Annotated in this window: 13 protein-coding genes; 8 read left to right on the top strand and 5 right to left on the bottom strand. The window is 61.5% G+C overall.

Going from position 1 to position 12778, the window contains the following annotated elements; all coding sequences use genetic code 11:
* Positions 1-371: hypothetical protein (locus VL52_RS16935; protein ID WP_235429320.1), on the top strand; the 371-nt coding region annotated here is incomplete at its 5' end.
* Between the two features lie 173 nt (positions 372-544).
* On the opposite strand, the gene VL52_RS16930 is transcribed toward VL52_RS16935, so the two are convergent.
* On the bottom strand, positions 545-1309 hold the full coding sequence (locus tag VL52_RS16930) for a response regulator (protein WP_046158134.1): 765 nt from the start codon (positions 1307-1309) through the stop codon (positions 545-547).
* Between the two features lie 190 nt (positions 1310-1499).
* Between VL52_RS16930 and VL52_RS16925 the strand changes: the two genes are divergently transcribed.
* The 6 genes from VL52_RS16925 to VL52_RS16900 all read left to right on the top strand — a co-directional run bounded on the left by VL52_RS16925 (position 1500) and on the right by VL52_RS16900 (position 7800).
* Complete coding sequence (locus tag VL52_RS16925; protein ID WP_046158133.1) at positions 1500-2567, top strand: response regulator; 1068 nt, start codon at positions 1500-1502, stop codon at positions 2565-2567.
* Between the two features lie 643 nt (positions 2568-3210).
* Positions 3211-4257, top strand: a complete 1047-nt coding sequence (locus tag VL52_RS16920) for a DNA-binding protein (protein WP_052729371.1) — start codon at positions 3211-3213, stop codon at positions 4255-4257.
* A 98-nt stretch (positions 4258-4355) separates the two neighbouring features.
* Positions 4356-4985 (top strand): hypothetical protein, encoded by a 630-nt coding sequence (locus VL52_RS16915; RefSeq protein ID WP_046158132.1) that lies wholly within the window; start codon positions 4356-4358, stop codon positions 4983-4985.
* Positions 4986-5125: 140 nt separating this feature from the next.
* Entirely contained in the window at positions 5126-5854 is a 729-nt protein-coding gene (locus VL52_RS16910) for a pseudouridine synthase (protein WP_046158131.1), read from the top strand.
* Between the two features lie 32 nt (positions 5855-5886).
* Positions 5887-6870 carry a hypothetical protein gene (locus VL52_RS16905; RefSeq protein WP_160298957.1) on the top strand — a complete coding sequence of 328 codons (984 nt, stop codon included), beginning with the start codon at positions 5887-5889 and terminating at the stop codon, positions 6868-6870.
* A gap of 237 nt (positions 6871-7107) precedes the next feature.
* Positions 7108-7800 (top strand): hypothetical protein, encoded by a 693-nt coding sequence (locus VL52_RS16900; protein ID WP_144410308.1) that lies wholly within the window; start codon positions 7108-7110, stop codon positions 7798-7800.
* A 66-nt stretch (positions 7801-7866) separates the two neighbouring features.
* Here the strand turns inward: VL52_RS16900 and VL52_RS23505 are convergent, their stop codons facing one another.
* From VL52_RS23505 to VL52_RS16885, 3 genes are all read right to left on the bottom strand, one after another.
* Positions 7867-8358: a hypothetical protein gene (locus VL52_RS23505; protein ID WP_144410307.1), complete on the bottom strand. Its 492-nt coding sequence runs from the start codon at positions 8356-8358 to the stop codon at positions 7867-7869.
* Positions 8312-8818: a hypothetical protein gene (locus VL52_RS16890; protein ID WP_046158128.1), complete on the bottom strand. Its 507-nt coding sequence runs from the start codon at positions 8816-8818 to the stop codon at positions 8312-8314. Before VL52_RS16890 ends, VL52_RS23505 begins: the two co-directional genes overlap by 47 nt.
* A 212-nt stretch (positions 8819-9030) precedes the next feature.
* Positions 9031-9900, bottom strand: coding sequence for a hypothetical protein (locus tag VL52_RS16885; RefSeq protein WP_046158127.1), 870 nt, complete (start codon positions 9898-9900; stop codon positions 9031-9033).
* Between the two features lie 190 nt (positions 9901-10090).
* On the opposite strand from VL52_RS16885, the gene typA reads away from it, so the two are divergent.
* Positions 10091-11908 (top strand): translational GTPase TypA, encoded by a 1818-nt coding sequence (gene typA / locus VL52_RS16880; RefSeq protein WP_046158126.1) that lies wholly within the window; start codon positions 10091-10093, stop codon positions 11906-11908.
* 58 nt (positions 11909-11966) lie between these two features.
* On the opposite strand, the gene VL52_RS16875 is transcribed toward typA, so the two are convergent.
* Complete coding sequence (locus VL52_RS16875; RefSeq protein WP_046158125.1) at positions 11967-12524, bottom strand: hypothetical protein; 558 nt, start codon at positions 12522-12524, stop codon at positions 11967-11969.
* Positions 12525-12778 lie beyond the last annotated feature (254 nt).

Below are 12778 nucleotides of genomic sequence, written 5' to 3'. Positions count from 1 at the left end.
CGGAGCGGCGAATTTCACGGCCGCCATGGGGAATCGTTCCTAATTCCACGAATGCGCCGCCTTCGCCGAAGACACCTCCCCAAAAAGGCCATGCGATGCCGTTGACTATCCTGACGAAATGCCTCAAGGACTGCCTGACCGAGAATGATGGCGTCAGTTATTGCCTGTTCCGGATCGCAGGCATGACTCTGGCCGGCAGCGGCATTCCCACATTCATCTGGGGCACCGTCCATACGGTATTGATGACGGGCGCGCTCGATTATGTCGCTTTCGCGACAGGCTTTGGCGGCATGCTGACGGGGCTGACCGTATTGTGCGCCGGCATCGCATTAAAGGCCAAGACCGACACGCCTGCGTCTGAAGACAAATGATTATCGGGATGCGCTCATCGCGATCGCTCTGGTTCTGACAATGCGGGCTGTCTCGGCGGAACTGGGTTCACAATGGATCTCGCCAAGCGCGCGGCGGGCTGACGACCCACGCTTCGTTCTTCAGCTCAAACCGCCAGACTGGGCGAAACCATTGACCGTCGCCGGAGGCACCATCAGTTCTCGTGGTTTTCCATCCACCGCTGAAGCTGGCAAAGCAGTTCATCCAACTCCGCGCGAAAAACATCGAGGCGAGACTCTAGATTCTCATCACCCTGACGAACTGCATGCTCCAGATCCAGCGTCAGCCGCACGAAATCTTCGTAGGCAAACGTGCCCAGAGAACCGCGGTAACGGTGTATCAACCGCGCGGCGGCCTCCGAGTCGCCTTGCCTCCATTGTTGGCAGGCTTGGTCGAAGTCCTGGCGGCAGGTGTCGATGGCTTCCTGCAGCGTGCTGCGCAGCCGGGTCGCCGAGGCGCGGTGCAGCAACTTCAATGTGTCCAGTTTCAGCTTGCCGTATTCTTCGCCGGCCCGGCGGCTAGCACGGTAGTGGTCGATCAGCCGCAGAAGGGCCTCGCCATCCACGGGCTTGCGCAGAAAACCATTCATGCCGGCCAGGCGGCAGCTCTCCTGATGATCCGGCTCGGCGCTGGCGGTCAACGCGATGATGGGCAATTTCAGCTTCAGCTCTTCGCGGATCGCGCGGGTCGCTCCCAATCCATCCAGCACAGGCATCTGCAGATCCATCAGCACCAGCTGGTAACGCCGGCTATCCTCGCGGAGCCGTTGCAGGGCTTCGGCTCCATTGTTGGCGCAATCGAGCGAAATGCCCAAATCCTCAGCCAGGCTGGAAACGAACAGCTGGTTGATCTGACTGTCATCCACCAGCAGAACATGCAGCTTGGCGAGTTCTGCGCCAGCGGAATGCCCTTGTTCCATAAGCCCTCCAAAGGTGTGCGCGTTCCATTTTCGATGAAATGCCGTCCGCATCATTCAGACGCCGGTGCTACAAGCCGAAGGAAGAGCTATAGCTGTAATACCGGGATAACGCTGCGGCCGGGGGGGGCCGTGAACGCGACAAGTTAAAGCTTAGACAAGCGAAAGGGCGGGCGAAATGGAAAAACACAGGATGCTGGTGATCGATGACGACCCCATTGTGAGCCAAGTCATGCAGATGTTGTTCGAGACGGAGCTGCAACTGACCTGCAAAGTCACCGGCGAAGAAGGCTTGAAGGCGGTGGCGGAAGAAAAGCCGGAGATCGTGCTGCTGGACATCGAAATGGAGGGCATGGATGGATATGAGGCCTGCCGGCGCATCCGCCAGCTGGACCTGCCATTCCAGCCTTACGTCATATTCGTATCGGCTCATAGCGATCCGGTGAAGCGGCTGGCCGCATACAGCGTCGGCGGCGAAGATTTCGTCAGCAAGCCGCTGCAACCGGAAGAGTTGGTCCGCAAGGTGGAGCAAGCTTTACGTTACCGACGGGAGATACACGAGCTGAAAAGCCAGGCCCGGGGCGCGATGTCGGTCGCCATGTCTGCGATGACCGACAGCAGCGCGCTGGGCATCTGCCTGCAGTATTTCCGTCGGCTATTCCAGGCAGTCGACTCCGGGCAGCTGATGCGGACCACACTGGACGCGCTGAGAGAGTTCGGGTTGGCCGCATCGGTGCAGTTTCGCGACAACGGCGAGGTGAAAACACTGAGTTCCGAATCAGGCAATAGCCAGTTGGAATCGCTGTTGCTGCAGGATCTGTCCGCAGAGCGGCAGCGCATCGTCTGCTACGACAGCCGTTGCGCATTCAACTACGGGCCGGTGTCCTTGCTGATCAACAATATGCCGGTGGACGACATTGAGCGTTGCGGCAAGCTTAAGGACTATCTGGCGTTGATGGCGGAAGGCGCCGCGGAACGGGCGGAAGTCATGATTCAGGACGGCGCTGCTGGGCAGGGTCAGGCGGGCGCCACGCTGGCCGCCATGATAGAGAGTCAACGCACAGCGCAGGCCGACGCGCGCGCGCTATTGGACGCGATGCGAGCCCGCATGGAGGATATGCTGGGCAATGAGCCTCGGGCGGCGCTTTTGCTGGGTTTGGTGGACGAAGCGCAAGACTCGCTGGGCAAGCTTCAGCTTCGGCAAATGAGAGAACTCGAGTCGCTTGGGCGGCGGCTGAGGGGTGTCGCGCTGCGAGAGTAGCGCTTAAATTCCGCAGCGCGCAGCCTGTCCGGGCCGCCGGCAAAACCTCCGGGCGTGCCCGAGTCAAAACCCGCCGACGTGGATGGAGCAAGTCGCGCGGCACGTTGGCGCGTCGCTGTTTTTTTGACAGTACCTGTCCGGCAAGACATCCATTCCACATGGGCGGAACTACGGCCCAATTGCAAATAGGTTACAAATTGGTTGCCGCAGGCCGATATGGCCGCGATGGAGCCAACTCGATCTCTTTCATCTCAAGCCCGGACTGCGCATGAGCCGTCGCCACCGGACTTCGGGACCGCGTTGCGACAGGCCAAGCGCGCAATCGCATAAGCCAACCCGCTCAGCCTGATATAACCCGAGAAGCCCGGCTGCCTGGCTCGCCTTCTCGGTTGAGCATGAGTGCGATGATGCCCTGCGCTCAAAACCAGCGGCCAGTTAGTGGTTTCGTATTTGAGAGAGCAGGGCGCTCATCTGCTCGACAGGCAGCTTTCACTGACGCGCATTTGAGAAATAATTCCGATAAGTATAATTATAGGAAAATTTTAGCTATATTGATAAATATAAAATGTTATACGTAATATATTTATCAATTCATGTCTGCTACACTCCAGGCCGAACATAAAGTGCGCAAAGGGAGGCCAAAGTGACGGCCGATATTTATTCGCGGATACGCCAGGCGGCGTTCGAACTGGTGGCGGAAGGAGCCTGGCCCACCGTGGTAGACGTGCGAGCCCGTCTTGGCAGCGGCTCCAACACCACCATCAACAACACGTTGAAAACCTGGCGGCAGGAATTCCTGAGCAAAGTGGCCGTTTCCTCAAGAAGGCCAGACTGGCCCCCCGCGCTGGCCGAGGCCTTTGACCAGATATGGCAGAAGGCATGTGATGAAGCCGATCAACAGCTGGCCTCGGTTCGCGAGGAGGCCGAAGCCGAGGCGGAGGCGCTAGGCAAGCAACTGGCCGAACTGGCGCACAAGCACGAGCTAGCCAAGGCCGAGACGCAGTCGCTGCGGCATGAGCTGGAGCTGCGCGCCGCACGCCAAGTCGAGCTGGACAGCCTGCTGCAACGGGAAAAACTGCTGACCGAGTCTCTAGAGAAGGAGCGCGCGGAGCTGCAAGGCGCAGCCGCGCAACTGCGCGACGAGCTGAAGCAGGAGCGCAAGCGCGCGAATGAGCGGCTGGAGGAGCAGGAAAGCCAGCATCAGCAGCAACTGCAGGCCGAGCGGGAGGAGTCGGAGCGCAAAGAAGCGCTTGCCTACGAGCGACTGGAAGGGCTGCGCGTCAGGTTGTACCAGCAAGTGGAAGAGGAGCGCCGGGACATGAAGCTGCAGACGCAAAAACTGGAGGACGCGCTGAGCCAGGCCCGACAGGATGCCGCAGCGGTGGAGAACCTGTGGCGCGAGCGCCTGCTGGAGCGGGAGCGGGAAAACGGCGGCCTGCAGGCTCGGCTGGAATTGATGGCGCAAAGAGAAGAAGCCCTGCGCCAGGAGGCGCAAGCCCGGCAGCAGGCGCTGGATGCCGGCAACGCCCAGCTGCAGGAACTGGCCGCGCAATGCGCCCGCCTGGAAGAGCGGGGCAGGCAAGAGCGCGCCAGAGGCATGGAGAGAGCGTGCGCAGCCTGGGAAGCGGGAGGGCGGCCGGCGCCGCAGCAAACCCTGCGCGACTGGCTGGGCGAACAGCTCGCGGACTGACCAAGCCGCCTGTCCGACGGAACAGGCCGGATCGGCAGAAATCGCGCATTACTTGGCTATGCTGAATGAGTTTCGCCCACTCACAGCAGGGAGTCGATATGACCATGCAAGGCTATGCCGTACTCTACTCGGCGCTTGTCATCGCGCTGTTCGCCGCCGTCGTCTGGAAAACGGACATCCTGCGCGATCGCGGCCCGCTCGCGCCCGGCGTCGCCAATGGGCAGCAAACCTTCAGCCTGGCGCGCAGCCAGCTGATCTGGTGGACCTTCCTGGTCGCCGTGATTGCCGGCTGGACGCTGCTCACCACCAACAATCTGCCTGCGCCGACGCTTGAACTGTTGGGTTTGCTGGGCATCAGCGTGGCCACCTCCGGCGTCGCCTCGTTGATTGACGCCCCCGCCGGAGCGGCGCCGGCGCCGGCACTGCGCAGCCGCGGCTGGCTGCAGGATATTCTTGACGATGGCCAGGGCGTGTCCATTCATCGCTATCAGGCCCTGCTGGCCAATATCGGCATAGGCGTCGCATTCTTGTACAAGTCGGTACAGTTGCAGAGCTTCTATCCGATAGACGCAAACTGGCTGGTTGTCCTGGGCTTGAGCAGCATCACTTACGTCGGCATGAAGTCCAGGGAGGGTGGCGCCATGGCCGCGCAGACCGCCCCCATCCCGGCGCAGCAAACGAGCGGCCCGGCAAGCGCGCCGCCGTCCACGCCAGCGGTGCCAGCCTGAAACCAGCCGTCCAACTGGTCAAATTTTCCGCCCCGCATGGTCAGCCGGGCGGCAATCTCTTACAATAACGGTCGATTCAATGGCGGTCTCCATGCGCGAATGCGTGTCCGGAGCCCGCTTTTTCATTACGGAAAGACCAAATGGAACCTGTACGACTGTCCAAGCGAATGGCCGAATTGGGGCTGTGTTCGCGCCGCGAAGCCGACAGCTATATCGAGCAGGGCTGGGTCAAAGTGGATGGCGAAGTGGCCATCCTGGGCCAGAAAGTCCTGCCGCATAACCAGATAGAAGTCGACAGGAAGGCGCAGGATGCGCAGTCTGCGCGCGTGACTATCCTGCTGAACAAGCCGGTCGGCTATGTTTCCGGCCAGGCCGAGGATGGCTATCTGCCCGCCGTGGCGCTGGTGAAGCCGGAAAACCGCTGGGCCGAAGACGGCAGCCGCAAACGCTTCCAGCCGTCGCACTTGCGCGGCCTGGCCCCAGCGGGCCGCCTGGACATCGATTCCGTCGGCCTGCTGGTGCTGACCCAGGATGGCCGCATCGCCAAGCAACTGATCGGCGAACACTCCGAGGTGGAAAAAGAATACCTGGTGCGCGTCGAGGGCGAGCTGTCGGCCGACGGCCTGAAGTTGCTCAACCACGGACTGTCCCTGGATGGCAAAAAGCTGCTTCCCGCCAAAGTCGGCTGGCAGAACGACGATCAGCTGCGCTTCGTGCTGCGCGAAGGCAAGAAGCGCCAGATTCGCCGCATGTGCGAGCTGGTTGGCTTGAGAGTGATCGGGCTGAAGCGGATCTCCATCGGCAATGTCAAATTGGGCAACCTCCCCACCGGACAGTGGCGCTACCTTAGAGACGACGAGCAGTTTTGACTAGCGGCGGGAGGGTGAGCATGTTCGAATTCTTGCTGCGCAAACTGGGATGGGATGCCGCCAGCCGGCAACAGGCCCGGGAGCTGGCGCGGCAAGTTGAGCAATTGCTTGAGGCTTGCGACCGACGGCTTTGCCTGCTGCCCGGGCATCAGCACGCGCTAATGCCCGGCATGCGCATCGCGCAGTCCTACCTTGCCACGCTGAGCGACAAACTGCCCCCGGCGCTGGAATTGTCGCTACAGAGTTTTTCCCGCGATCCCAGGCTGGGCCTGCTGTTCGCCGGCCCATCCAGTCTGCTGGATGTCCTTGAGGGCTGCGAGTCCTTGCGGGCGTTTTTCTCATCAGCCTCGAACGGTGATGAGGCCTGGGCGCTGATGACCATGCAGCGCAGCGAAACCGTCAGATTCGGCGTCGCCATGGAAAATGGCGAGCTGCGCAACGATGTCGCCCAGACCGTCGTCAGCTTCGACTGCCATGGATTGCAGCTGCCTTGCGCCAGCGAGGAGGCGTTTCGCACACAATCCGGAGAGCGGGCGCTGCACGTACTGACGGCGGTCATCGCCCGCCAGCTTGGATTGTTGGAGCAGACCCGGCTCCAGTTGGAGGCGGAATTGGGGCGCCTGCAGTTGCGCAGGCTGACGCTGCAATCCCCCTCGCGGATCGTGGTGGATGGACAGGGCGGCGACGATCTCCCCGATACGCTGGCCGATCTGGACAAGCGCCTGTCGGAAGTGCGCCCGCAACTGGAAAGCCTGCGGGAGCTGAATAGTCTGGAAGGGGCCCTGGACACGGTTCGCCATGTGCTTGAGCACCCGGACGACTACTTCAGCCTGGAGAATGTGACGCTGCGCCTCAATCGGATGGGCATCAAATGCGATGCCGGCGAAGATGGCGCGACCACATTGCAGCTGGAAGAGCTCGTTCTGGGCCGGGAGCGGCCGACCCGCCGGGCGCTGATGCCGGTGAAAATTCGCCGGGAGAGCATTGCCGAACTCCGCCGGCAATTTCGCGATTGACAAGACCTGGGCCGGGCGGCTCCGCTCGCCAAAATCATTACGACCGCCCGCAGACGGACTATGCTGAATATGGAACAAGTTTCAATCGACCTCAGGGCGGTCGGTTGAATCTGCCCCGACCTTCTGGCCGGGGCTTTTTTCTGTCCAGGCGCTCTTTTGCCAAAGGAATGGAAACGCCAAATTCGGGATGCTTGCCAAGTGCGATAGAATTTCCACCTCATCATTTCGGAGCCGGCAATGAAAAAAACGATATTGGCGTGCATGTTGGCATGGCGCGGCTTGGCTTCGGCCGCGAGCCTGGAAGCGCCGCCGCTGAGCGGGCATTACTATCTGCAGGATGTGAGGGAGCTCGGCGCGGAGCTGCTGCTGAAACCAGATGGCAGCTTCGAATGGGGAATGAGTTACGGCGCCGTGGATCAATACGCCCAAGGAAGCTGGAAAGCCCTAGGCGGCAAGGTGGAGCTGCATAGCGCCGCCCAGGAAACGGCGCCGATTTTCCGTCTGTTCCGCGATGAAGAGTTTCGCATTCGCCGGCCGGCGGAAGAGGGAGGCTGGCTGGCGATCGTCGGCATGCCCGGCGCAGGCCCGATGGCTGGCGTGGAAGTCAGCTTCCAAAGCCGGTCCGGCAAGGTGCTGACGGCCGTCACCGACCGCAATGGCGACGCCATGGTCAGCGCGCCGGAGGGAGAGACTTGGAGCAGGGCGGGCTTGCGCCGAAGCGGCGGCAAGGATCAGGCGCAATGGTTCGATGTACCCGAGGAGCGCTCCGCGCAGCGCCTGGCCGCCTTTGCCGTCGACGATCCCGCCTACCTGAGGCTGCCGCCGTTCCAGAACCTGATCCTGACGGTGCGGAAAGACGGCAAGCTCGAGGTCGACGACGGCGCCGGACGCATGGTCTATGCCCGTCAGAATGCGGGCAAGGAAGAATAAAAAAACCGCCATGGAGACAGGGGGGCTGCATAACCACGGCGGCGGTTAAATCGGAATGCGCGCTGATCAATAGCTGAGCGCGGTAGCGGCGGCGCTGGCGGCCGCGTGGTAGTTGCAGCCGCCTCCCTGCTGCAGAACGTTTGCGCTCCAAGCCAGCGACACTGGGCTCGAAATGACCTGCTCGTTGATGTCCAACAGCTGGATGCTTCTGAAGCTGATCGCGCCGTCGGCCGGATAGTTTTGGCAATTTGCGACGCCATACACTTCCAGCACGCCGCCGAATGCCCAGTTGAAACTCTGGCCATAATTGCTGGTATGGCTTAGCGTGGTCAGAGTATTTTGCGTGACGTCGCGTGTTTCCACATTCCAGGAGCCGCAAGTGGCCGCGCCAGCCGCGCAGTCATGCCAGACCCGGCCCGCGATCAAGTCGCCGCTGCTTACCTTGCGAGGCGTGCTGTAGTTCGCCGCGCCGTCTCTGCAGCAATTCCAGCTGGCGATCGTCCAGGCCTGGTCACCGAAGGCATTCCACCAGCACCGGTTGCAGAATGCTTTGCACATTGTTGCTGTCCTGCAGGCCGGGAAAGAAATAGACCACTTGCCCGCCGCGGTTCGCCGGCGCAGCGGGAACCTGCCAACTGGCGCTGATTCCGGCATAGGGAGACGTGCCGACCAGCTCCGAATCCTCCACCCAGCCGTTGATTGCCGCCAAAGAATTCGCCGCGCGCGGAGCCTTTGTCGCGGAGCCGGTCGCCGCTGCGGCCTTTCCTTGCGCATCGAAATGCGCGCGGCTGGCGCAAGCGGGCGGAGCGTCCGCATCCATTAGTCTTGCGCCGTCCGCCACTTCGCGGACGCAGAAAGGGTGAAAGTAGCCAAAAGGCGTAATCAGGTAGTTCTGCGGCACGCCGGCGGGGTGAGATCCCGCATTTGCCGTGGTCGGCGAAGCCGCCCAGGCGGACGAGGCTGCCAAAACGATCATCAGCAGGAATGCGCGGCCCGACAGGCCCGTCAATGGCTTCATGCGTCTCTCCCCATGGCGCGGACAGTCTGCCCCTTCGGACTGCGCTCTATGAATGAGGGTAGATGGCCGAGGATGGAAAGAACCTGTCCGATGGTTCAGACGCGCACGAATCAGCTGCACCTGTCGAAGCAAATGAGCCCGGGAAGGTCGGGTGACGAAGAGGGAGGGGACGGTCTTGCCCGCATGCGCGTCGGCAAGACCAGGGAAGGGGTTCAGCTCAGCGGAGACAAGGCCTCGATCAGCGCCACTTCTTGCGCGTAGCTCAAGCCTTTCATCTTGGAAAGCAGAGCTTCGGCGTCGATCTGGTGCTGCTGGTCCAGTTCGTCTTCGATGATTCTGGCTTCCACCGCCAGCCAGACGCCTCGGCAGGAGGCGGCGCTGTCGAAGTGGATGCCCGCGATCACGCCCGCGATCAAACGCAGCTCATCATCGCTGAACATCCGCGACAGCCGGGCCTGCTCGCGGCGGACGATTTCCGCGTAACGGTCGCACATCTGCTGCACCCGCACCGCGTCGCCGTAATGCGCAGGCTCGTCGACAGCGCTGATCTCGCCGCCATGGTGGAACCAGGCCTCGATCAGCGGGCGCAGCTGCGGCAAGTCCTCATGCCAGACGCGCGCCAGTTCTTCGCGGAACTCGGCGTTGTCGGTAAAGGACAGGTCGTCGAACGGCATTGCCGGCAGAACGTTCTCATCCAGCGTGCGCTTGCCGACCCAGACGCGTCCCTCGTCGTCGACGCGGGCTTCCGCACGCCAGACCGCCTGCTCCTCGGTGGCGAGATTGTCGACATGGATTTCGACATAGGGCAGGGCGACGTCTTGGCCTTCGTCTTCGCTGACAAAGCGCAGCGTGATGTCGAACAGCCCGTGCTTCATCACCTCCAGCAGTTGCAGCCCGGCGTCGTGGCCAGCCAGGATGTAGCGGTTATCGTCTTCGTACACCGCGACTTGGCTGGCGTCGGCTGCGGAGCGGATCAGCCGGGCATTCAGCGCGCCGGCCAGCTCGTTCACATCGTTGTGGTGGATGTCGTAACCGGTGCGGTAGGCCTCGCGCTCATGCCACAGTGCGTTCCAGTCGTACATATTGCGTGTTCCTTGTTGCCAGATGGCCGGAAGTGTAGCGCCAAAACGCGGCCCGGACTAATCCCTGAAAATACATGCCGTCTTTACAGGATTGTCATCTGTCTTTACTGAAATTTTCTCGGTGTGGTTCTACCATGCTATAATCTTTCGATTTTTCTGTTTTCAGAATTCCAGCCGAAACACGCTAAACATGACCCGACAAATCCGCAACATCGCCATCATCGCCCACGTCGACCATGGCAAGACCACCCTGGTCGACCAACTGCTGAAACAAAGCGGCACCTTCCGCGAAAACCAGCAGGTCGACGAACGCGTAATGGACAGCAACGATCTTGAAAAAGAACGCGGCATCACCATTCTCGCCAAGAACACCGCCATCAACTACGAAGGCGTGCACATCAACATCGTCGACACCCCGGGACACGCCGACTTCGGCGGCGAAGTGGAACGCGTGCTGGGCATGGTTGACGGCGTGGTGCTGCTGGTCGACGCGGTCGAAGGCCCGATGCCTCAGACCCGCTTCGTAACCAAGAAGGCGCTGGCCCTGGGCCTGCGTCCGATCGTGGTGATCAACAAGATCGACCGTCCGGGCTCCCGTCCGGACTGGGTGGTGGACCAGACCTTCGACCTGTTCGACAAGCTGGGCGCCACCGACGAGCAGCTGGACTTCCCGATCATCTACGCATCCGGCCTGTCCGGCTTCGCCAAGCATGAGCTGGAAGAAGAGTCCAACGACATGCGTCCGCTGTTCGAGACCGTGCTGAAGCACGTGCCGACTCCGGCCGGCGATTCGGAAGCGCCTCTGCAGCTGCAGATCTCCGCTCTGGACTACTCCACCTACACCGGCCGCCTGGGCCTGGGCCGCATCCTGAACGGCCGCATCAAGTCCGGCCAGCAAGTGGTGGTGATGAACCATGAAGAGCAAGTAGCCACCGGCCGCATCAACCAGGTGCTGGGCTTCAAGGGCCTGGAGCGCGTGGAAGTGCCGGAAGCCGAAGCCGGCGACATCGTGATCATCTCCGGCATCGAAGACATCGGCATCGGCGTGACCATCTGCGACAAAGAGCAGCCGGTCGGCCTGCCGGTACTGTCCGTCGACGAGCCGACACTGACCATGGACTTCATGGTGAACACCTCGCCGCTGGCTGGCACTGAGGGCAAGTTCGTCACCAGCCGCCAGATCCGCGACCGCCTGAACAAAGAGCTGCTGACCAACGTGGCGCTGCGCGTAGAAGACACGGCCGACGCCGACATCTTCCGCGTATCGGGCCGCGGCGAGCTGCACCTGACCATCCTGCTGGAAAGCATGCGCCGCGAAGGCTTTGAAATGGCCGTGGCCAAGCCGCGCGTGGTGTTCAAGGAAATCAACGGCCAGAAGTGCGAGCCGTACGAAAACCTGACCATCGACCTGGAAGACGACCACCAGGGCGGCGTGATGGAAGAGATCGGCCGCCGCCGCGGCGAGCTGACCAATATGGAATCGGACGGCATGGGCCGCACCCGCCTGGAATACCATATTCCCGCTCGCGGCCTGATCGGCTTCCAGTCCGACTTCATGACCATGACCCGCGGCACCGGCCTGATGAGCCACGTGTTCGACGACTACGCGCCGGTGAAGCCGGATCTGCCGGGCCGCCACAACGGCGTGCTGATCTCGCAAGAGAACGGCGAAGCCGTCGCTTACGCGCTGTGGAAGCTGGAAGACCGCGGCCGCATGTTCGTCTCCCCGGGCGACAAGCTGTACGAAGGCATGATCATCGGCATCCACAGCCGCGACAACGACCTGGTGGTGAACCCGGTCAAGGGCAAGCAGCTGACCAACGTCCGCGCCTCCGGCACCGACGAAGCGGTTCGCCTGACCACCCCGATCAAGCTGACGCTGGAATCCGCCGTGGAGTTCATCGACGACGACGAACTGGTGGAAATCACGCCGAAATCCATCCGCATCCGCAAACGCTACCTGCAAGAGCACGAGCGTCGCAAGATGGCCAAGGTGGAAAGCATCTGATCCGGACCTTGTCCGGCATGAACAAAGCCCCGCGCAAGCGGGGCTTTTGTTTTGCGCGCTAGTTCGGCCTGGCCAGAGCGTCGCTCAACTGGTCGAACAGCTGACGATAGACCGCCTGATCGCTGCACAGCAGCGTGCGCGAATTGCCGTTGCTGTCCCAAACAGTCTGGCGGATATTCGCCCGCAGCAGCACCTGCCGGGGCTGGCCGCCCGGCTTCAGCGTCAGCAGCACCTCCGTGGTCTGATGATCCGGCTTGCCCGGCAGCGGGAATTTCAATTTCAGCAACCCTCGCAACACCTGGCGCGCTTCGCTGATCAACGTCTCGTCTTTCTCCGCTCGGATCACGCCGTAATCGGCATCAGCATCCACCCGCTTGTATCCCAAACGCTCGAACGCCTTGCGGCCAGCCTGCAGCGCCGCCGCCACGCTCGAGCCCGCCAGTCGCGCATCCCGAGCCTGCAGATAGTTGCGCATCTCCTCGCTCGTAGGCGCCACCCGCACCTGAGTGGCGCTGTAGCGCAGGACGCGGCCGCCCTGGCCCTGCATTTGTTCGTTATCGGCCGCCCAGGCCGCCAGGCAAAACGTCAACGGCAGCAAGCAGAATATGCGTTTCATTGGCGGCCTCCTTCAGAACAATGGCATGACATTCAATCGAAAATCGATGGCAATTGCAACCAGAGCCGTTGTTGCCTCATTTTTAGACGATGGGCACAATATATTGATCACACTCAAGTTCAGCCACCATATTTTGAAGAAAAACCAGCCCGCTACCTGAATAAATCGCCTACAGTATTGACGATTTCAGGGCCTGCTTGGCGCAGGCGTGTTCTATATGGCCGGAATTGGCCAAGAGTCAGGAGAGAACCAGG

Origin of the sequence: Chromobacterium vaccinii (assembly GCF_000971335.1) — a bacterium.
In the GTDB taxonomy this organism is placed as follows: Bacteria; Pseudomonadota; Gammaproteobacteria; order Burkholderiales; family Chromobacteriaceae; genus Chromobacterium; species Chromobacterium vaccinii.
This window is presented reverse-complemented; position numbering and strand designations above follow the sequence as displayed.